Below are 20,962 nucleotides of genomic sequence, written 5' to 3' on the forward strand. Positions count from 1 at the left end.
GGGGTTGCCCGACGGCTGTGGCACATGTACACGACCGTGTACATCATGGACATAACCTGCTCGCCGTCGTAAGTAAACAGCCGTGTACATGCCCGGCCCTACCGAGCCCAAGAAAGCAACGCGCCAGCGCGACGCCGAGCGCACGCGCACCGCGATCCTCAACGCCGCGCAGACACTGTTCTCGACGCGAGGCTTCGCCAATACCGGCGTGCGAGACGTGGCGGAGCTCGCCGGGGTGAATTCCGCGCTCGTCGGCCGCTACTTCGGTTCGAAGGAGGGACTGTTCCGCGCGACGTTGGAGCGGGTGATCGACATCTCCCCCATGCTGCATGGAGATAGGCGCCGCTTCGGAGCGGACATGGTGGCGACCCTCTTCGACACCCAGGACGCATCAGGCCCGCTGGCGATGATGATCCTCTCGGCGGCCGACCCCGCGGCGCACGCGGTGAGCGTCGAATTCCTCCAGACGAAGGTGATCGCGCCATTGGCCAGGTGGCTGGGACCACCGGACGGCGAGGGGCGTGCGGCGCGGCTCAACATCCTCTGGAGCGGCTTCCTCACCAGTTGGAAGCTGCTGCCCATCCAGCCACTCGCCGGGGCGCGCCTCGCCTCCACCCGCCGCTGGCTGGAGGCCGCGACCCAGGCGCTCGTCGACGAAGGCTCGAACTGAGTTCCACGACGGGCGCAATCGCGCGGGGCGCTGACACGGTTAGAGGAGCAGAGACATGAAGCCAGCCGCGAATCCATTTCACCCCGACCTGCAACGCGCCGCGCGCCTCATCCCGAACGTCACGGCGACCCGGCCGCTGCTCGCCGTGATGCGGTTCCTCATGCGCCTCCAGCCGAAGCCCCGCGTCCCCGAGGACGTGGCCGTGGAGGACGTGCGGGTGCCCGGGCCCGCGGGGGCGCCGCTGGTGCGAGTGCGGACCTATCGGCCCCGGACGGTCCAGGGAGCGACGCCGGCTCTCCTGTGGATTCACGGTGGCGGATACATCATGGGCCGGCCGGAGCAGGACGATCTTCTTTGCGTCGACTTCGCGCGCGAGCTGGGCATCCTCGTCGCCTCCGTGGACTACCGGCTGGCACCCGAGCACCCCTTCCCGGCACCGCTGGAGGACTGCTACGCGGCGCTGCGGTGGCTCTCCTCCCAGGCGGGGGCACTCGGCGTCCTCCCCGAGCGCATCGCCATCGGCGGGGCGAGCGCCGGCGGGGGGCTCACGGCGGCGCTGGCTCAGCTGGCGCACGACCGCGAGGAGGTCCGGCCCGTCTTCCAGCTGCTCGTCTACCCGATGTTGGACGACCGCACGACGACGCGCACGGACATCGACGGCACGAGCCACCGCGCCTGGAACCAGGGCAGCAACGTATTCGGCTGGAGGGCATACCTGGGACGCGAGCCGGGGGGCGCGGAGGTGCCGGCGCATGCCGTGCCCGCGCGGCGCGAGGACCTCTCGGGACTCCCTCCGGCCTGGTTGGGCGTGGGCACCTGCGACCTCTTCCACGATGAAGACATCGCGTACGCCAGGCGCCTGGAGGCCGCCGGCGTGCCGTGCGACGCCGTCGTGGTGCCCGGCGCCTTCCACGGCTTCGACGTCATCACCCGTGGCGCCGGAGTCGCGCGCGATTTCCGTGGGCTCTACACGGCCGCGCTCCGCCGAGCCCTGTTCCCGGCGCCTGGCGTCGTGGAGCACGTGAAGGCGGGCTGAGGGGTGAGGCACCAAGGCATGCCGGTGGTGGCCCACGAGCCGCGCGAGGAACCCCGCCTGGGGCCTCGGGCCCACCTGGGCCGATTCCCCCTGCCGCTGGTGGTGCTCGTCCTGGCCGGGATGATGTCGGCGGTGGCTTCGGGCTGCCGGACCGAGCCTCCTCCCAGCTACGTCCGGCTCGAAGGAGCCGCCCCCGAGCTCCAGGGACTGCCGGACTCGAGCGCCCTGCTCGTCGTCTTCTGGGCCTCGTGGTGTCCCCCCTGCCGGCAGGAGACACCCGGGCTGTTGGCCCTGGCGGAGGAGCCCCCCGAGGGTCTCCAGGTCGTCGTCTTCAGTCACGACACGGACATGAAGGCCGTGGAGACCTTCCTCGGAGGAGTGCCCGCTCCTGGACTGCACCTGCGCCTGGACGAGGGCAGACGGGCCGCCAGCGCCCTCGGAGTGGACACGCTCCCCACGAGCCTCCTGGTGGTGAACGGGCGCCTGGTCGCCCGCTTCCAGGGGCCTCGGGAGTGGAATTCCCGGGGGATGCGGCGCCTTCTGGAGAAGTTGACCCGGGAGCGCTCATCGCACGCCCCCGCTCCGGCGCATTGACTCCCCCCAGGCCCCGCCGGTAGGAACCAGGGACCGATGCAGCTCCTCCTCCGCCTCATCGCCATCCTGCTCGTGCTGACGACCGGGGGTGTCTTCCAGACGCTCGCCTTCGCCAGCAACGGAGCCGAGGCGTGCGCGGGCGAAGAGGAAGGAGACCGGTGCGCTGATTGTGCGCTCGACTGCGGCGTGTGCCTGTGCTGCCCCCTCCGGGCAACCCCGGTCACATCCGCCATGGAAGTGCCCACCGAAGTGCCCCTCCCGGAACCGGCGCTCGCATGCGTCCGTGAGCCCACCCTCTCCGGAGCGGGAGCGGACATCTTCCAGCCTCCGAGAGCCTGACGCCGCCCCCCTCACGGGAGACGTGTATCCAGCGAGCCCCCACGGGGGCCACGCCGGTCCCGTGCGTCCTCCAGGCATTCCCTCATGACCCAGACCCTCCCCGTGCATCCCGCACGGGGCTTTCACCGCCGTGAGCGGCCTCCAGTGGGAGGCTCCACGGCCGGAGTCGCACCCATGCGTTCGCTGCGTTCGCTGTCCGTGGTGGTGTCACTGCTCGTCGTCCCCGCCCTGCCCGCCCTCGCCGAGGACAAGAGGCCCGCCGAGGCCCCCAAGGCCCAGGCCGAGAAGCCGAAGTGCGAGGAGCACGGCGTGCAGAAGACCCTCTGCACCCGCTGCAACCCCAAGCTGGCGGCCGTCTTCAAGGCCAAGAGCGATTGGTGCGCCGAGCATGAGCGGCCCGAGTCCCAGTGCGTCATCTGCCACCCCGAGCTGGCCAAGAAGGGGGTGAAGTAGATGTACACCCGCATCGGCCTGGTGGCGGTGGCGGCCCTCCTCGCCCTGGGAGCGGCTGCCTGTGCGAAGGAGTCCAGGTCCACCGTGGCGGAGAAGTCCTCCACGCCCCCGGCCGATGCGGGCGCGACCTCCGCGCCGGCTGCCTCGGCCGAGGCGGTGAAGCTGTGCGAGCACGGGGTGCCAGCGGAGCTGTGCACGAAGTGCATCCCGGAGCTCATCGACGTCTACAAGGACCAGGGGGACTGGTGCGAGAAGCACGGCCTGCCGGAGTCCCACTGCAAGCAGTGCAACCCGGGGCTCACCTTCACCGCGCAGCCCACGACGCCCAGGGACTGGTGCAAGGAGCACGCGGTGCCGGAGTCCAGGTGCACCCAATGCAACCCGAAGCTCGTGGCGAAGTTCATCGAGGCCGGGGACTACTGCCGCGAGCACGGCTTCCCGGAGTCCGTCTGCCCCTACTGCCACCCGGAGCGGGTGAAGGCCGCGGGCGCCGAGCCCCCCGTCTTCCCCGAGCCCGGCACGCGCGTGCGCCTGGCCTCGGCGGATGAGACGGCGCGTGAGGCGGGGATTCGGACGCAGCGCGTCCAGAAGCAGCGGTTCGCCCGCACGCTGGACGTCGTCGGGCAGCTCGACTTCAACCAGAACCGGCTGGCCCAGCTCTCCGCGCGAAGCGACGCGCTGGTGATGGAGGTCCGGGTGGACGTCGGCGACGAGGTGAAGGCCGGACAGCCCCTCGTGGTGGTGACGTCCGCCACCGTGGGGGAGGATCAGGGACGCCTCTCGGCGGCGCAAGCCCGGGTGGAGGCAGCCCGCGCCGCGCTGAGCCGTGAGCAGCTGCTCGTCGAGGGCGGCATCCGTCCTCGGAAGGTCCTGGAGCAGGCCCGGGCCGAGCTGGCGGCGGCCGAGGGTGAGAAGGAGGCGGCCCGCGCGGCCCTGGCGGCGGCGGGGGCCACCGCGGGAAGCCAGCAGGGCCTCTACACGATGAAGGCCCCCTTCCCTGGCACGGTGGTGTCCCGGGATGCCGTCCCCGGCCAGCATGTGGCCGCCGGGCAGACGCTCCTCCAGATCGCCGACCTGGGGACCCTCTGGGCGCAGCTCGAGGTCCCCGAGGCGGACGCCGCGACGGTGCGCGCCGGACAGCCCGTCACCCTCACCTTCGAGGGTGTCCCCGGAGAGACGCGCGAGGCCACCCTCACCCGCGTGGGTGCCTCGGTGGATCCAGCCACCCGTACGGTGCGCGCCCGCGTGGAGCTGCCCAACCCCGAGCACTCGCTCAAAGCGGGCCTCTTCGTCCGGGCCAGGGTGCAGGTGTCCCCCGAGCACGAGGCGCTGCTGGTGCCCCGCGACGCCATCCAGCGCGCCGGGGGCCGCGCGCTCGTCTTCGTGAAGACGGGGGCGGGTCTCTACGAGCCCGTCGCGGTGGAGCTGGGAGCCGGCACCCGGGAGCACGTGGAGGTGGTGAAGGGGCTCGAGCCCGGCGCGGAGGTCGTCACCACGGGCGCCTTCCTCCTCAAGACGGAGATCCTCAAGGAGTCCATCGGCGCGGGCTGCTGTGAAGAAGGGGGCGAGTAACGGCCATGCTCACCTGGCTCATCGACTGGTCTCTGCGACACCGCTGGGCCGTCCTGGGGGGGACGCTCGCCCTCATCGTCTCCGGTGCGCTCGCCTTCCGAGCGCTCCCCCTCGATGCCTTTCCGGACACCACCCCGACCCAGGTGCAGGTGAATGCCGTCGCCCCGGCCCTCACCCCCGTGGAGGTGGAGCGGCAGCTCACCATTCCCATCGAGCAGGCACTTGCGGGCCTGCCGCACGTGGAGGAGTTGCGCTCCCTCTCCAGGTTCGGGCTCTCCCAGGTCACCCTCCAGTTCAGTGACGGCACGGACCTGTGGTTCGCCCGGCAGCAGGTAGCCGAGCGCCTGGGCCGTGTCGAAGTGCCCGCGGGCACCGAGCGCCCCACGCTGGGGCCGGTGGCCACGGGGCTCGGGGAGGTCTTCCACTACCTGGTGAAGAGCAGGACACGGAGTCTCACGGAGCTACGCACCCTGCACGACTGGGTCATCGCCCCCCAGCTGCGCAGCGTGCCGGGCGTGGCGGAGGTGAATGCCTGGGGCGGCGAGGAGAAGCAGTGGCACGTGGTGGTGGAGCCCCGGCGCCTCCAACAGTTCAACCTCTCGCTGGGGGACGTCTACCGCGCCCTGGAGGCCAACAACGCCAACGTGGGCGGCGGCATGGTGGAACGTGGAGGCGGAGCCAGCCTCGTGCTCGGGGTGGGTGCGCTGGAGTCCGGCAAGGACATCGAGGAAGTCGTCGTCGCCGCGCGCAACAACGTCCCGGTGCGCATCCGGGACGTGGCCCGCGTGGAGGTGGGCGGTGAGCTCCGCCGGGGAGCCACCACGGCCGATGGCCAGGGAGAAGCCGTTCTGGGCCTGGGCTTCATGCTGGTGGGAGAGAACTCCCATGCGGTGACGCAGGCGCTGGCCCGGCGGCTGGAAGAGGTGAAGAAGCGTCTCCCCGGAGAGGTCCAGGTGGAGCCCGTCTACGAGCGTACCGAGCTGGTGGACCATGTCCTCGACACGGTGCGCACCAACCTCTTCGAGGGCGCCCTGCTCGTCATCGCGGTCCTCTTCCTCTTCCTGGGCAACTGGCGCGCGGGCCTCATCGTCGCGGCGGCCATTCCCTTGTCCCTGCTGTTCGCCTTCAACGCGATGCTGCGCTTCGGCATCGCCGGCACCCTCATGTCGCTGGGAGCCATCGACTTCGGCCTCGTGGTGGACTCCTCCGTCATCCTCGTGGAGAACGCGGAGCGGCGGCTGGCCGAGGCGAAGGAGGGCCGCGACCTGCTGCAGGTGGTGCGGGACGCCGCCATCGAGGTGCGCAAGCCCACCCTCTTCGGCGAGCTCATCATCATGGTGGTGTACCTGCCCATCCTCACCCTGGAGGGGGTGGAGGGGAAGCTCTTCCGCCCCATGGCGCTCACCGTCATCTTCGCCCTGCTCGGCTCGGCCCTCCTGTCCCTGACGCTGATGCCCGTGCTGGCCTCCTTCGCGCTGAAGCGGGGCGCGAAGGGCCACCCCAAGCCCCGACTGGTGGTGCTCCTCGAGAGGGGCTACCGGCCCATCCTCTCCTGGGCGCTCACCCACACCCGGGCCGTGCTCGCCGGCGCGGGCCTGCTCGTGGTGGGGGCCGGCGTGGCCGCCACACAGCTCGGCAGCGAGTTCGTCCCCCGCCTCTCCGAGGGCACCCTCGTCATCAACACCGTGCGCCTGGCCGAGGTGTCCCTCTCCGAGTCCCTCCGCTATGGGGGACGCATCGAGACGGTGTTGCTCGAGAAGTTCCCGGACGAGGTGAAGCGCGTGTGGACGCGTACCGGCACGGCGGAGGTGGCCACCGACCCCATGGGTATCGAGCTGTCCGACGTCTTCATCACCCTCAACCCCCGGAAGGAGTGGAAACGGGCCCGCACACAGGAGGAGCTCGTCGCGGAGATGAAGGCGGAGCTGGCGGATCTGCCCGGCATGCGGATGGCGTTCCTCCAGCCGATTGAAATGCGCGTCAACGAGATGATCGCCGGCGTGCGCGGCGATGTGGGCATCAAGCTCTTCGGGGACGACCTGGACATATTGAAGGCCAAGGCGCGGGAGATGGAAGCCGTGGTGCGCGCCATCCCCGGGGCAGCGGACGTCACCGTGGAGCAGGTGACGGGCCAACCCGTGCTGCAGGTGACGGTGGACCGGGCGGCCATTGCCCGCTACGGCATCCCCGCCCGCGAGGTGCTCGACGTGGTGGAGGCCGTGGGGACGCGCCAGGTGGGCGAGGTGCGAGAGGGCGAGCGGCGCTTCCCCCTGGCCGTGCGCCTCGCGGAGGAGTACCGGGAGGACCCGGCCCGGCTCGCCGCGGTGCCTGTCACGGCGCCGAGTGGAGAGCGGGTGCCACTGGGGCGGCTGGCCACCCTCCGGGAAGTGTCCGGCCCCACCACCCTTCAGCGGGAGTGGGGCAGGCGCCGCCTCGTCATCCAGGCCAATGTGCGAGGCAGGGACCTGGGGAGCTTCGTGGAGGAGGTGCGCCAGGCACTGGAGGAGAAGGTGGAGCTACCGGCCGGGTACGACGTCCGCTTCGGCGGGCAGTTCCAGAACCTGGAGCGAGCGCGGGCCCGGCTGCTCATCGTGGTGCCCATCGCCCTCGCGCTCATCTTCACCTTGCTCTACCTCACCTACCGGCGGGTGATGGATGCCCTGCGCATCTTCGCGGGCGTGCCCTTCGCCCTGGTGGGCGGGGTGCTGGCGCTGCTCGTGCGGGGCCTGCCCTTCTCCATCTCCGCGGCCGTGGGCTTCGTCGCCCTCTCGGGGGTCTCGGTGCTGGGGGACATGGTGCTCGTCAGCCGGGTACGCCAGCTGCTCGATCGGGGCCTCGCCCTCGGGGATGCCATCCGCGAGGCGGCCCTGTCGCGCCTGCGGCCGGTGCTGATGACGGCGGCCGTGGCGGCCATCGGGTTTGTCCCCATGGCGCTCAACACGGGGGTGGGCGCGGAGGTGCAGAGGCCGCTGGCCACCGTCGTCATCGGCGGAATCCTCTCCTCCACCATGCTGACGCTCCTGGTGCTGCCCGTGCTCTACTCCGTCTTCGGGGCCGGGCGGCACCACACGGAGGGCCGGCCCGGGGACGAGCCAGGGCTCGAGGAAACACCCAGCGAGGAGGAGGCCCCTCGCGCGGTCATGTAGGAGGAGCCATTCGTGAGCCCGGACATCCTCGAAGTCCTCCTCCACCATCGGCAGCGATTCCTCGCCTTCCCGGTGCCCCGAGTGAGCAGCACCGAGGCAGCCGAGGACGTCCTCCAGGCCGCCCTCTTCAACGCCCTCTTCTTGCTCGTCGCGGTGGGTGGCGTCGCCTGGGAAGCCATCCAGCGTCTGGGAGAACCCGCCCCCGTCGCCAGCACCACCGTCATGCTCGTGGCGGGCGTGGGTATCATCATCAACACCGCCACGGCCCTGCTCTTCTGGAAGGGCCGCGAGCGCGATGCCAACATCCGCGGCGCCTTCCTCCACATGGCCGCCGACGCGGGCGTGTCGTTGGGCGTCGTCCTGGCGGGTGCCCTCATCCACTTCACCGGTTGGGCGTGGTTGGATCCGGTGGTGACGCTCGCCATCGCGGCCATCATCGTCCTGAGTACATGGGGGCTGCTCGAGGAGGCGCTCGATCTCGCCCTCCATGCCGTTCCCCGAGGCATCGACCTGACCGAAGTGGAGGCGCGGCCCGCCCAGGCGCCCGGAGTCACCCGGGTGCATGACCTGCACGTCTGGGGCATGAGCACCACCGAAACGGCTCTCACGGCCCACCTCGTGATGCCGCGGGCAGCCCACGGCGACTCCTTCCTCGAGCGACTGAAGCAGCAACTCCATGACGAGTTCGGCATCGAGCACGTCGCGCTCCAGATCGAACAGGGCGTGCTCACTAACTGCTGCCACCACCAGGAGGGCACGCGAGTCCGCCCCACCACCCACACCGCGAGCGGAGGCCACCATGCCTGAAGCCCGCTCCCTGACCGGAGGCCGCCAGTTCCACCTCCAGCGAGCCACCGCGCTGACGCTCCTCACCCTCGGCTGGAATGTCGTCGAGGGAATCATCGCCGTGGTGGCGGCCCTCGCCGCGGGCAGCGTGGCACTGCTCGGCTTCGGGGTGGACAGCTTCGTGGAGAGTACGTCCGCCGGGGTCATGCTGTGGCGGCTCTCCGCAGAGCGGCGTGCCAGACGTACGCCGGAGGAAATGGATCGGCTCGACCGCCGGGCACACCGGCTCATTGGCCTGTCGCTCTTCGCACTCGCCGCGTACATCGCCTGGGAGGCCGGATCGGCGCTCCTCACCCGGGAAAAACCCCAGCCCAGCTTCGTGGGCATTGGCCTCACCCTCGTCTCCCTGGGGGTGATGGTATGGCTCGCCCGCGCGAAGAAGCGCACCGCCGTGGCCCTCGGCAGCCGGGCGATGGCGGCGGACGCCTTCCAGACGACGGCCTGCTGGTGGCTCTCCCTCATCACCCTGGGGGGCATTGGCCTCAACGCGCTCTTCGGCTGGTGGTGGGCGGACCCGGCGGCCGCGCTAGGAATGACGCTCTTCATCGCCAAGGAGGCGCGCGAGGCATGGCGAGGAGAGGACTGCTGCGTTCAGGACGGATGACCCGGAGATGATGAGCCGCATATCCAGGTGCACTGGGAGATGTTCACCTTCGCCTGGCGCACACGGGACTGGCGTGAATTGCTCGGGCAGGTGCCGCGCCTGGCGCTGGCCGGGCCGGGCTCGCGCCTCGGACGCGCGCCCCTGGGCAATACAGGAGGAACGGACGTGGGCATCTTCACGCCCATGGTGATTCACGAGGACCTCCAGGCCATGCTCCGTGACTCGTAGACGAGGCCGCTGGCACCCTCCGCTTCATCCCCATGGCCTTCGCAACCGGGGCGGGAGCCCTACCTTCGGGGCCCGAGAACGATGATGGCCATTCCTGTCATGGCGACGAGCGCGTCAACAGATTCAGCTCCAACCTCTGCCTCAACAACTCTCTCAGCTTGCGCATGGACAGCCTCTCTGCCGCCATCAAGTCCTCCTTGGGGGAGGTCAGAGGCGGCGGCTCGTCCAGCACCGTCAACGCTCTACTGTGTCTCCCATCCCGGTACCTACCTGCCGGGTGTGTTCCACTTGCCCGGAATCGGTGTTCCACATGGCCGGAATGAGCGTTCCACTTGCTCCGGAATCAGTGTTCCACTTGCTCCGGAATCGGTGTTCCACATGGTCCGGTGCACGCACGTCCCTGGGCCTGGGGGTGGACCATGCCCGCTGAGATGGCGCGGAAGTGGGTAGCCCTGGTGCTTGAGGCCGTCGTGCTATCCACCGGTTGCGTCACGGTGACTCCACCTGCGGGACGCGGTGCGCTCCTGGACCGCAACCCGCGTGCCGCCCCCGGACCCGGGCTGGTGGGCGAGGTACGTGGTGACGCCCAGCACGCGGCCACGGGCTCGAGTGCACCAACTCGGCTGCTCCGCCGACGGGGTGAGCGCGTACAGGTCACGGAGGTGGCCATGGTGAGCCCGGCCGAAATGGCCGTGCGCGCGGTGGCCAGTGGCGCCGTGCAGGTGGACGCCTTCGAGCACCTGCTGCTGCTCGCGAGTCTGGACAACTTCAACGAGCTGCCCCCGCGAGGCGCGCCCCTCTCGCCCCAGGAGGCGGCCCGGGTGCTGATGGTGCTGCTGAATAAGCCCGTGACATTGGGTTCGTTCCCGCCGCGCATGGCCGCCTGCCACCTGCTGCGTGAGGTGCTGGAGGGAGGGGAAGTCTCCCGCGAGGAGCTGCTGCGCCGGGTGGAGCGCTTCAGGAGCGTGGCCGTGCTGCGACCGGACGGCTACCTGGCCTGGACGCTCAACGGACGCACCCAGCAGAAGGTGGGCCCGGTGGAGTGGAAGGAGGAAGCCTTCCGCGCTGGCGCCTTCGAGCTGGGCCGCTTCTACACCATCAGCGGTTGGGTCTTCCGGCAGGCGGATGCGCAACTGCGTCCCGTCATGGAAGGGCCTGGACTGGCCGAGGTGTACGACGACGCCGACTACATCGGCCGCTCGCTGGATGGCGCGGAGGAGGCTTTCGTCGAGCTGTACCACGCCATGGGCCAGCTGCTCACGCGCCCACTGGACAGCATCGCGGCGCTGCAACACCTGCCCGCGGGAGTCGCGGCCCTCATCGCCTCCTCGCCCGAGTACCTCGAGCGTTTCCGGTACATGACTCGGGGCGAGCAGGTGAAGGCAACCTCCAAGCTGCTGACCAACCTCATCGTCACGTTTGGCACGGCTGGGGGCACGACGAGCACGCTGACGCGGGCAGTGGGCGAGCTGGAGGCGACCGTGCCGGTGCTATCCCTCTCGGCCGAGGGCCTGCTGATGGTAGAACGCGCGGTGGTGCCGGTAGGAAGGGCGGCCACAGTGCTGAGCGGCGGACCCGGTGCGGCCATCATCCTCTATCAAGTAGGCTCAGGCGGAGGCGGCGAAGGAGGCGGTGAAGAGAGAACTGGAGGTACGAACTGGAAGCCAGGTCCGAACGATCTCGACTGGCGCGGAATGGGTAAGGGGGTGCCTGAGGCACTCGATGAAGCCTTCAAGCGAACAGGAGTTTCGCGCGAGGAGTTTGCTGTGACCAAGTGGGGCAGAGACAAACTTGGCAAAAGCGCCCCCGTAGAATGGCGCGCTCCCAATGGCGCCGAAGTCAACATCGACATGGGCCATATAAAAAATGGGCCATCTGTACCTCACGTAGGCTTTCAAACTCCTGGCAAGAGAGGGAGCGGAGGCGCCATCCGCGGGCATATTCTTCTTGACGACGTTCCTTACAATCGCTAGCGACCATGGGACACATAGCCGACGAACTCAGAAGCACTATTGCACGGCTCGGCATCCACGCCGAAGAACCAAGCCCTACCCAGCTTCGTTCCATCCGTGACAGGGTTAGAGACCGATTTATAGACCCGTCCGGCAAGGGGCCGCTCTGGGAGCGAATCCGGGAAGACGTGTCGATCAGGAACCCGGATGCATGGCAGTGGATTTCATCAGTGCCGCGCTCAGGCCGTGTCATCCTCTTTTTTGAAGAACATGAGGAGCCCGCCGGTTTCGCATTCAATTCAGGAACTGATGTGGTGAGTGCACTCGCGGAGTCAACTGGCTTCGAATTCTATCTGACAGATGATGCAATCAGCTTCCTGATCACGTTCAACCACCACGATTACCTATCTGCTGCGGGAGATGCGGCGGGCTGGCTCAATGACCTCCTGCGGCGGGGAGCGCCGATCTCAAGCTCTTGACGAAACATTGTGGTGAACTCGAGGTCAAGGATGAAATGATCTTATTCCAATGCGAATGGGTTGAAGAGCGGGTGACTTCAGACTCGACTTTCGCCATTTTGAGGGGGGCGAGCAAGGGAGCGGCGGAGCAGAAGGGAAGAGACGGTCACCGGACTGGTTGTGAGGTCGACCAAGACTTCTCCCGTCCAGTACACGATGACCGCCCCTGCTCTCAACACCCTGCTGCCGCTGCTTCTGTCCCTGCGCCCCGTTTTCACGCTCCCCTCGTTCTGTCGCTTCCTCACCTTGTTTGCGGGCTGGGTGAGCACCCGGGGCGTGCACGCCGTCACCGAATCCTTGGTGTCCGCGGGAGTCTCTGGAGTGAGACACCACGCGGCCTTTCACCGTTTCTTCTCGCGCGCCTGCTGGAGCATTGACCAGATGGGGCGCCTGCTCCTGTTGCGACTGGTGGCGCTCACACCAGGGCCTTTGCGCCTGGCACTCGACGACACGCTGTGTACTCACAAGGGGCCCCATGTCTTCGGTCTGGGCGCGCACCTCGACCCGGTTCGCTCGACACGCCGCAAGCGAGTGTTCGCCTTCGGCCATGTCTGGGTGGTGCTCAGCGTGCTGGTGCCCGTACCGGGCTGCGAGCGAGTGTGGGCGCTGCCCATTCTCATGCGTCTGTACCGCAGCCCGGCCGACTGTCAGAAACGAGGAGACCCTCACCAGAAGAAGACGCAGCTGGCGCGTCAGTTGGTGCAACAGGTGTCACGCTGGCTACCGGGCAAGGCCGTGGAGCTGGTGGCGGACAGCGCTTACGCCTGCCGGGAGGTGCTGCGCCACTTGCCACAGGGTGTTGTTTTCGTGGGAGCCATGCGCGCGGATGCTTCGCTGCACCGTCCGCGCACACGCCCGTGCCGCTCGCCTGTCACCGGCCGACGGCTCACCCGGGACATCCCCCTGCCCAAGCCCGAGAAGCTCGCCCAGGACAAGAAATTCCCCTGGCTGTCCATGACACTCACCCTGTATGGCAAGCCGACGCAGGTGCAATACAAGGAATTGGTGGCGCGCTGGTCGCATCCCGCTGGGAAGGCACTGCTCAAAGTCGTCATCGTCCAAGTGCTTCGCGGAGAACTGCCCATACGCGTCTTTTTTTGCACGGACTCGAGCCGTACCGCTCGACAGGTCATTGAAAGCTATGCCTGCCGGTGGGGAATCGAGGTGCTCTTCCGCGACCTCAAGCAACTGCTGGGCTTCTCCTCCTCGCGAGCGCGCTCCCGCCTGGCGGTGCTGCGGACGGCTCCCTGGGTGGGAATGTGCTACACCCTGCTGGTCATCTGGTACATGGAACTGAAATGGGACACGACAGCCATGGGGCTGCCCGTGCGTCCCTGGTACCGAACCAAACACACGATTAGCTTCGCGGATATTCTTCGCATGGCTCAGCGCACCCTGGCCTCTGCGGACTGGGTCAACCCTCGTCTCCTTTTCGCCAGGTCGGATGACCCCATTTCACTGTCTCGGCCGAAATCCGCATGATTGAGCGGCTCGTTAGCCCAAAAATGGCGAAAGTCGAGTCAGAGCGCTCAGGATTCGATCTGGGGCACATGACTTTTTCGGGAGAAATAGGAATTTGCACATCGCATGGAAAGAGCCCAGATCAGGCAATGATGCTGGCCATTGCCATTACGGATCTTCTCTACGGACTAGAGACGCTGTTGAGGGGGAATCAGCCTGAGTATAGGTTCGTCGGAACGGACTCCTCCTTTTCCGTTTGGTTCAAGAAGTCCAAGCGAGGGCGTATCTCAGTTCGTTGCGGAACGACAGAACTTGGCGAAGCCGAGTCCACAGCTCTCTGTGAATCCATTCTACACGGCGTTGAGACATTCTTTGCCCAACCCGGAAATGAGCTTCCTGCGAACGACCCTGTCCGCGAGGACCTCTTGTCCTCTGTTCAGAGCACTCGAATGAGCCGTTCTCCTCGACATACTGCCCCCACCGCAGCGCGTACTGCGCGCACGCGAGGAAGCAGGAGCAGGTCGTCTGTCTCACCCGCCCCGCCAGCATCGAGGCCCACGCCGAGCGACACGCCGCCGATGTCCGTCAGCACGTAGCGGTTGTGCAGTCGGTCTCCGTCTGCCTTCTGCCGCCAGCGGACGAACTCGACCGAGACGCCGCTCGGCAGACGCTCCGCCATCTTGGCGGCCTCCTGCTCGAAGAACTCCATCGTCGACTTCTCGGAGCAATGCACCCGCACGACGTCGAGTGTCAGCCCGTTGTCCGCAACGACGCCCTCAACGCCTCGAGCACCATTCGATGGCGTGCATTCTCCGGGCCGAAGTGCGGATCGACGAGGTGGAGCTGACGGCAGTTGGTCACCATCGCCGAGAGGGCAAGCGCCAAGGCCTTCGGCGTATGCGAAGGGGACGCGCCGCTCTCGCACGCCCAGCGAGAAACTACCCGCGCCGAGCTGGTCGGGGACCAGCACGCCCTCATGGTTTCGCGGGTTCTGCGACGCGACGATGCTGGCGAAGGGTCTGCGCGCCCACTCACGTTCGGCGTTCTCAAGCCAGGTCAGCAGGCCGTCGTAGACCATGTCGGCGCGCCGATGCTTGTTCTCGCCGAAGAGCCGGAACAGCTCCTCGATGCGCTTCATGTCCTCCTGAGACAGGTCGAGTGCCATCGCGGCGTTGTAAACGGCCCTCTTCCACTTGCTGAACGCGGGCAGCTCGAGCAGCACGCGCGGCGTGCCGAGCCCGAACTTGTCATGGATGAAGCGGAACTCCTCGCGGCGTCCCCAGGTGGCCACGACATCCGGATCGAGCGCGAAGGCGTGAATCACAGGAGTTCCTCCATGCGCTCGGCAAAAAAACCCTTGGGCCAGCGATCGACGAACTCCCCGCGCTCGTCGACGCGAAGGAGGCGCACACGAACTCCTCCCGGGTTCGCTTCGACGTAGAGCACGCTCAGCTTGTCCTCGCTGAACGCAGGCGCATCCTCGGCCAGCTCTTTCTCGGTTGTCTCGCGGATGCGTCGCAAGAGCCGCAAGATGAGGTGCTCGCTGTGGGTCTCGACGAGCAACGTGCGTCGGCTGCCCTCGCGGCTCGCTGCTTCGATGAGCAGATCGCCCAGCCCCACCTGCACGGCAGGGTGCACGTGGATCTCGGGCTGCTCGACGAGCGTGAGGCCACCACGCCCTTCGATGGCGGCGACGACGACGGGGATGAGCTGCGAGATGCCCGCGCCCACCTCCGACGGCAGCACGAACGAGCCCGCGCCGGTGTCGAGGAGCAGCCGGCGCGCGGTCTTGTTGACGTGGCCGCCCGAGAGCGCCTCGGCGTCCGCGTTGCCGTCGAAGAGCTGCTGGACGATGACCTGGCAGCCCGCCCCGAGGCTCCGGAGCCAGGCGTTCGTGCGCTCGACGAGCGTGAGCCGGTCGGCGAGGAGCAGGTCCCAGGCGGCGAGGCCGTCGGCCCAGCTCGTGATGCGCCCCGCGCGCGCGCGGAGGGATTGTCCGCAGCGGGCCGATGTACTGCGCATCGCGCAGGAACGCCGCGAGCTGCGCCGTCGTGCCGAGCACCACCATCTCGAGGAACGTGCGCACGTGCTGTGCAGCACGTTCTCGTGTGGAGATGGACTGTTCGAGCGCCTCGACGCGCTTCTCGTCGAAGGAAGGCTGGCGGCGAAGCGAAACGAGCTCCTCTTTGTCACCTTCGATGTCCCCCTCGGGCAACACTCGTAGCGCTTCCGAGAAGCCAGGCAACGCTCCCGTACGCGATCCAGGGCCATCCACCACAAGCAGCGGCAGGAGAAGGGAGTGAAGACGGAGCGCCCTCGCGAGGAGCCGGTCCACCCCGTACTCGCCCGCGTTCTCGAGGCGTGGCGCCAGGAGGGATGGGAGCGCAAGCAGGGGCAAGCGCCCACGGCTGACGACCTCGTCGTGCCCTCCCGGCGTGGAGAGCACCGGCGCGACCCCGTCGTCCACGCGCAACTCCTGGAGGACCTCTAGCTGCTCGGCCTGCGAGGCCGGCGGGTCCACGACACCCGCCGCCCCTGCATCAGCCTGGCACGGGCGGACGGGGCGGACCGGGACAAAGCTCGCCTGGGTCACGCACGGGCCGAAGGGGGGGACAGCGTGAGCCTCTACAAGACACTCCCCTGGGAGTCACTCTGCACGGAGGTGGCGAAGCTGAAGGTGGAGTTCCAGCCTCCGTCGACGCCGCAGGCCGGAGGTGCGCCGCCCTCGGACAAGCCCCGTAGCTACAGTCGAGCTACAGTCCGGAGCGGAAAACAAAAAAGCCCCCGAGTCACTTGGACTCGGAGGCTCTTTCGGAGTGCCCAGGGCGGGATTCGAACCCGGCAAATCACGTCATGTCAAGTGCAACCACGTCGAATGTCGCCAGAAAAATCAGGCATTTACACACCTACGGTCCTCATCAAGTCGAATCTCGTCGAAGGAGGATGTAGCAGTGTAGCTCCCGCTCAAGGCTCATTTCGGGACCCGAACAGAGCAGTCGGCCGCACGTGCCCTCGTCGGTACACTCCCTCACCGGGTCATCCCAGCTGGCCGAGCAGCGGCAAGGGCAGGTCGGAACCCGCGCGGACAGCCAGTCCACCAACAAGTCGTTCATCTGCGGCGCGTTGGGGTGGGGCATAAAGGAGTGCCCGGAATCGGGGATGATGTAGTAGTGCATGTGTCCGCTCAGAGTGTGAGGAGGGTCAGCTCCTGCTCGACCACCACACTCACTCCCACCTACTCCTCGTCCGTCACCAGCTGGACCACCATGGGCTCGATGCTCTAACTCTCCCCTCCAGCAGCAGTCCCGGCGGGAACCACTCCAATGCAGAGCGTCGCTGCCTTGCGCCCCATGTCCTCTACCATCGACTCCATGTACTCGATCAGTTCCCAATCGAGCCGAAGAAGAGAGCACGCCAATACCATCTATCAAAGAAATGATTGAGAACGTATGGCTAGTTGGAGGCACTGCCTCCGGACACAAAAGCAATGATACGCCCGAGCACATCACTCGCTGGACTACCACTTAGCCGTTTACAGAACTCATCAAGATTCATCACAAAATGCGTACCATGCCGAGGATTAACCAACCCAACCCGAGCAACATCATACCGTCGCGCCTCCATCGAGAGCGCAGCGTAAACCAAGAGCTGGCGCAAATCAGGACCTCTGAAGTTTCGATCGCCAGACTTAATTTCATACAATGTATCCAGGCAGAAAACATCCCCCTCACACGCATCCAGCACGCCACACCCAGCAAAATGCGGCCGAAAAATCCTGTCTACATACGGGATGCCTGCAAAATAATTCTCGAGACGCTTGGCAATGTCGAGCGCTTCGACTTGCTCCACAAGATCAGGAGGCGGGAATGCATCGTTAGCGAACTCCAATTCGCTGATGCGGCGGTGAGTCTTTCGACAGATTTTATCGAGCGCCTTTCGATTCGCAAAGAAACTCATCACCGGCGCCTGCTCTAGTGACGAATGCTCAAACAGCGAAAAGGCCAATTCATTCACCAAGGCACGGCGCCCCGCGATTGTCCGCTGAGCCACTTGCTGCCTCGAGAACTGTTCCAGGAACGACACATTCAGACTTCGAACAAATGCTTCACAAAACGGTATTGTATCATTCCAAAAAGAAGAGTACGAACGCACAAACTCGCGATCAGTAATCATAGCAGCAGGCCGATTTTTCCGCTGGCGGCACGCTCCTGTGCCCAGTTGTTCGTGAGAGATTCAAATTGGTCGAATGCATGGGATGCCTCTACCCTCCAAGAGTCCCCCTCATTTCCCATGGTGTGCGATGCAGTAATATACGCCCGCCTGACCCATGGATGGAGATGCATGAACTTTCTCTTTAGCGACGAGAGGAAGTGGGTGGCTTTCCAATGAGCCATAATAAGGATGATGTCACGCCCAAGCAGTGGACTTTTGCGCAATTCGAACATCTTGACCAAGAGCGACTGGTGTTCATGACTCTGCATTCGCGCCAAAATGCGGATCGCGTATGACGCGTGAATATCAATCCTCATCAAGGCAGAGTTTTGACTCAACAGCCGACACAACGTCGCGCAGACATGGACTCGCGTTGGGTCGTCAAGCATGTCAAAAACATCTCCAACCACCACAAGAACAACCGAGAACACTGGTGCAAGCACGCCATGATTATCCATGAGCGTCCGAACAGCATTGCTCAAGTCCGACTTCTCGAGATAGCGGATGGCCCTGACAAGTTGACGAGTCAGTGATTCGTGGACGCGACTCTTAGACATTTCACGCCCAAGCATTCCAAGGATGTCAAATCGCGCGACCTCACTTCGAAGCCTTTCGTAGTCTTCTTCTGCCGTTGGCGAGTAAGGATCATAGCGCAAGCGGACAGCCAAGAATGCCCGCGCATCTGAATCCGCCGGAGCGTCAGGTGGCCCATGCGTTTCACTAAGCTTCAGAAACTCCGAACTTTGCATGATTCGGGTTTTGAGCTTCTGGAGGGTAAGCCCTTCTTCAACTTGAAGCACCTCGGCAAGTCGAATCAAGTTTGTGTATGCCGTCTCGCGATCGGGGGCGAACAAATGATAGTCGTCCGAAAAACGGCAGAAAACAATGCCTGAATCATTCAGAAGGTGATCAACTCGATTGAGCAAGACCTCTGACAGAAGTCGTGAGGCTGGGCCTCCCACCGGGAGGCCATGTGCATGCCCCTTGTTGTTTGCAAGAAATTTTCGGATACGCTCTATGGCGTCTTGATTACTAGAGCAATCACGCAGAGCAAAAACTAGTCGCTCATGGGAAATTCGGGCATAGAAGTCGGCAATGTCGCATTTCACAACCCAGCCATGATTCCTGGCCAGCTCCAAAGATCGTTCTTGGAATGCTGACCAGCCAATGCTCTCGTCGAATATGCGACCATTTCTTTCTTTATCCTGAAAACGGTAGGAAAATACTGTGCGCGCATCTTTCGATATACGACGCGCTTCAATCTCCCGCCCAATGGAGATGACAAGAGCCAGGTAGTAAGCGTTCCAAAACGGATCGAGTTGGGTTGCCCATCTGTAAGCTGTGTAGCCTAGTTGAGAGAGTGTACTTTCGTGCGCCGGTGGGTGGGCACGTAGGTGCTCGTCGAATCTTTCGTGCACTTTGGTCAGCAGCGAGAGCACGTCTTCTGTCTTGTCATGGAAAACGTGATGCTCCAAGGGGAAAGGAAATATGTCGGTGTCTCCGACGGTTTCAATGCTCAGAAGCGCTGTTGCGATGTGCGCCTGAATCGAATCGGCTGCGTAACGCGGCATAGCCTTATTGATTGCGAGGCGAGGCTGCCGCGAATCTTGCGTGTCAGCCGCTGCTTTAGCCGGGATTCCTGCCACACCTTTCTCAAGCTGCGTTGACGGAGGGATGCAACCAGCGCGGAGCAGTGCGTGCATGAATGCGGCGGCAGTCTGGCACGCATAATTGGTCCATTCGGGAGAACGCTTGAGCCCGACGATGTCGCTAACCCCTCTAATAGCGAACATCGGTACGCGCTCACGAGCTGCTCGGTAGACGCCAGCCGACTCCATCTCGATTGCGTGGATGTTGCGGGCGACCTTGCGCCAAACACGAACTAGCTCTGTGTCTTTTACGAGTCGATCGCTTGACGCGATTGCTCCCGCCTTGACCTGTGGAATGCGTGGCGACTTCCCGGACAAGGGGGCTACTGCATTCCGAACCTTGGCTTTCCAGTCCTTGTCACCATAGAGCGAAAGTTTGTTGGGGTTGATTACTGGTGGTGTTTGACGGATAGCGCTCGGGAGATTCCACCCCTCGATTTTTTTCTCAATCACGGGCAAATTGGAAATGATTCTCAATGCCGCGCGATTGAGCGGACCTCCACTTATTGAAAATTCTCGGTCGCCTTTGGCGGATGCGGCTTCCAGGCTGAGGTCATGTATCCGATCCGATACAATGACATCTCCAAGAGTAAAATCCTCCGAGGGAGCACCACCCGCTATTCCAACAACCAGAATCCAGCGAGGAGAAAGATCTTCAAGCAGGTCACGCGTCGCTTCTTGTGCTTCACCATTTCCTTGCTCGGTGCAGCGAAGAACCGCTATCCGGCACGAAGAGTCAGCGTCGGTCTTGAAATCAATAACATTATAGTCTCGCTGTCCGCAGACGACCTGCGTCTCATTTGGAAAGCGATCTAGAACTGCCCGCATTTCCTCTTCTTTGATTGTAATTATTCCAACATCAACAGTGCCTTTGAACGTGCTAGCGGAGGTCATCGCTCTCGGTCTTTCATCCATTTCTTGATGTCAATTTCATGAAACATGATCGGCGCACCGAGAGCATGTCACGTACTGATGGATGTGGTCGCGTGATGCACAGTTGAGCGACACAGCATTTTTGCCGTGGCAAGGTGTTGGGCTATGCGTGTTAGCGCGGGACTGCATGTGGCTCGACTCTACCTGGCACGGCACAACATGTACACCTCGTGAGAGCCGAACGGGTTCTGCTTTCGGCGTGATTCTCCCGGGTGGCACCGGCGCTCCCGCTTCACCTTGGCCATCTCCAGATTCACCAATGCGATGGAGAAGGCCCCCCACCCGCTTGCCCCTGGTGACGGCGGCATTGAGCCCCCCTGGCTGCCCTTCACCGGCAGGGAGCTGCGCGCGCTCCCGGGCATCTCAACGAGCAGCTTCTCCGCCGCCTCGCCACAGCGGCCGAAGCGGTCCCTTATATCCCTGTAGAGAAAGAGCCCCATCCCCAGGTCCCGCGTCCGCTCCTCACCGTGGGATCGGCGCTGCCGTAGGGAGCGCGGGCGGCTAGCGGTCACCGCCACTAGGCAAAGGAGGTGTGCCCAGGCTTGGAAGCTGTCGATGATCACCGAGAAGCGCGGGAATTTGGACGAGCCGAGCGTGGCGGCCTGAAACTGGCGGGCAGAGGTAGGAGGAGGTAGCGCAGAGAGCCGGGACGAGGGCGCCAAAAAGAAGAGGGCCCGGAGCTGGTACCTCCGGACCCTCAGGCCGAATCACGGGGACGCGATGCGGGAGGAGCACGCTCGCACGAGGCC

At 65.1% G+C, this 20,962-nt stretch carries 18 protein-coding genes; 14 read left to right on the forward strand and 4 right to left on the reverse strand.

The window, feature by feature from the left end:
• Positions 1 to 88 precede the first annotated feature (88 nt).
• The 13 genes from JQX13_RS48645 (at position 89) to JQX13_RS48705 (ending at position 13,440) form a co-directional block, all read left to right on the forward strand.
• Positions 89 to 670: a TetR/AcrR family transcriptional regulator gene (locus tag JQX13_RS48645; protein ID WP_203406200.1), complete on the forward strand. Its 582-nt coding sequence runs from the start codon at positions 89 to 91 to the stop codon at positions 668 to 670.
• Between the two features lie 55 nt (positions 671 to 725).
• Positions 726 to 1,706: an alpha/beta hydrolase gene (locus JQX13_RS48650; RefSeq protein ID WP_203406201.1), complete on the forward strand. Its 981-nt coding sequence runs from the start codon at positions 726 to 728 to the stop codon at positions 1,704 to 1,706.
• Positions 1,707 to 1,724: 18 nt separating this feature from the next.
• Positions 1,725 to 2,300 carry a TlpA family protein disulfide reductase gene (locus JQX13_RS48655; RefSeq protein WP_203406202.1) on the forward strand — a complete coding sequence of 192 codons (576 nt, stop codon included), beginning with the start codon at positions 1,725 to 1,727 and terminating at the stop codon, positions 2,298 to 2,300.
• A gap of 36 nt (positions 2,301 to 2,336) precedes the next feature.
• Positions 2,337 to 2,639, forward strand: a complete 303-nt coding sequence (locus JQX13_RS48660; RefSeq protein ID WP_203406203.1) for a hypothetical protein — start codon at positions 2,337 to 2,339, stop codon at positions 2,637 to 2,639.
• Between the two features lie 174 nt (positions 2,640 to 2,813).
• Positions 2,814 to 3,092, forward strand: a complete 279-nt coding sequence (locus JQX13_RS48665) for a hypothetical protein (RefSeq protein WP_203406204.1) — start codon at positions 2,814 to 2,816, stop codon at positions 3,090 to 3,092.
• Entirely contained in the window at positions 3,093 to 4,664 is a 1,572-nt protein-coding gene (locus JQX13_RS48670; RefSeq protein WP_203406205.1) for an efflux RND transporter periplasmic adaptor subunit, read from the forward strand.
• 5 nt (positions 4,665 to 4,669) lie between these two features.
• Positions 4,670 to 7,810 (forward strand): efflux RND transporter permease subunit, encoded by a 3,141-nt coding sequence (locus JQX13_RS48675; protein ID WP_203406206.1) that lies wholly within the window; start codon positions 4,670 to 4,672, stop codon positions 7,808 to 7,810.
• Between the two features lie 12 nt (positions 7,811 to 7,822).
• On the forward strand, positions 7,823 to 8,617 hold the full coding sequence (locus tag JQX13_RS48680; protein ID WP_203406207.1) for a cation diffusion facilitator family transporter: 795 nt from the start codon (positions 7,823 to 7,825) through the stop codon (positions 8,615 to 8,617).
• The gene (locus JQX13_RS48685) at positions 8,610 to 9,260 is read left to right on the forward strand and encodes a cation diffusion facilitator family transporter (RefSeq protein ID WP_203406208.1); all 651 of its coding nucleotides are present in this window, start codon (positions 8,610 to 8,612) and stop codon (positions 9,258 to 9,260) included. The genes JQX13_RS48680 and JQX13_RS48685 overlap by 8 nt, the downstream gene beginning before the upstream one ends.
• A gap of 39 nt (positions 9,261 to 9,299) precedes the next feature.
• Positions 9,300 to 9,488, forward strand: coding sequence for a DUF3703 domain-containing protein (locus tag JQX13_RS48690; RefSeq protein WP_203406209.1), 189 nt, complete (start codon positions 9,300 to 9,302; stop codon positions 9,486 to 9,488).
• A 419-nt stretch (positions 9,489 to 9,907) separates the two neighbouring features.
• Positions 9,908 to 11,461, forward strand: coding sequence for a polymorphic toxin type 47 domain-containing protein (locus JQX13_RS48695; RefSeq protein WP_239014323.1), 1,554 nt, complete (start codon positions 9,908 to 9,910; stop codon positions 11,459 to 11,461).
• 167 nt (positions 11,462 to 11,628) lie between these two features.
• On the forward strand, positions 11,629 to 11,919 hold the full coding sequence (locus JQX13_RS48700) for a hypothetical protein (protein ID WP_203406210.1): 291 nt from the start codon (positions 11,629 to 11,631) through the stop codon (positions 11,917 to 11,919).
• Positions 11,920 to 12,114: 195 nt separating this feature from the next.
• The gene (locus tag JQX13_RS48705; protein WP_203406211.1) at positions 12,115 to 13,440 is read left to right on the forward strand and encodes an IS701 family transposase; all 1,326 of its coding nucleotides are present in this window, start codon (positions 12,115 to 12,117) and stop codon (positions 13,438 to 13,440) included.
• 415 nt (positions 13,441 to 13,855) lie between these two features.
• Here the strand turns inward: JQX13_RS48705 and JQX13_RS48710 are convergent, their stop codons facing one another.
• On the reverse strand, positions 13,856 to 14,743 hold the full coding sequence (locus JQX13_RS48710; RefSeq protein WP_203406212.1) for a hypothetical protein: 888 nt from the start codon (positions 14,741 to 14,743) through the stop codon (positions 13,856 to 13,858).
• Positions 14,740 to 15,441, reverse strand: coding sequence for an AAA family ATPase (locus JQX13_RS48715; protein WP_203406213.1), 702 nt, complete (start codon positions 15,439 to 15,441; stop codon positions 14,740 to 14,742). Before JQX13_RS48715 ends, JQX13_RS48710 begins: the two co-directional genes overlap by 4 nt.
• Positions 15,442 to 15,718: 277 nt before the next feature.
• Between JQX13_RS48715 and JQX13_RS48720 the strand changes: the two genes are divergently transcribed.
• The gene (locus tag JQX13_RS48720; protein ID WP_203406214.1) at positions 15,719 to 15,910 is read left to right on the forward strand and encodes a hypothetical protein; all 192 of its coding nucleotides are present in this window, start codon (positions 15,719 to 15,721) and stop codon (positions 15,908 to 15,910) included.
• A 962-nt stretch (positions 15,911 to 16,872) separates the two neighbouring features.
• Here the strand turns inward: JQX13_RS48720 and JQX13_RS48725 are convergent.
• On the reverse strand, positions 16,873 to 17,592 hold the full coding sequence (locus JQX13_RS48725; protein ID WP_203406215.1) for a hypothetical protein: 720 nt from the start codon (positions 17,590 to 17,592) through the stop codon (positions 16,873 to 16,875).
• Entirely contained in the window at positions 17,589 to 20,174 is a 2,586-nt protein-coding gene (locus JQX13_RS48730) for a reverse transcriptase domain-containing protein (RefSeq protein ID WP_203406216.1), read from the reverse strand. The genes JQX13_RS48725 and JQX13_RS48730 overlap by 4 nt, the downstream gene beginning before the upstream one ends.
• Positions 20,175 to 20,962: the final 788 nt, after the last annotated feature.

Source organism: Archangium violaceum, assembly GCF_016859125.1.
In the GTDB taxonomy this organism is placed as follows: domain Bacteria; phylum Myxococcota; class Myxococcia; order Myxococcales; family Myxococcaceae; genus Archangium; species Archangium violaceum_A.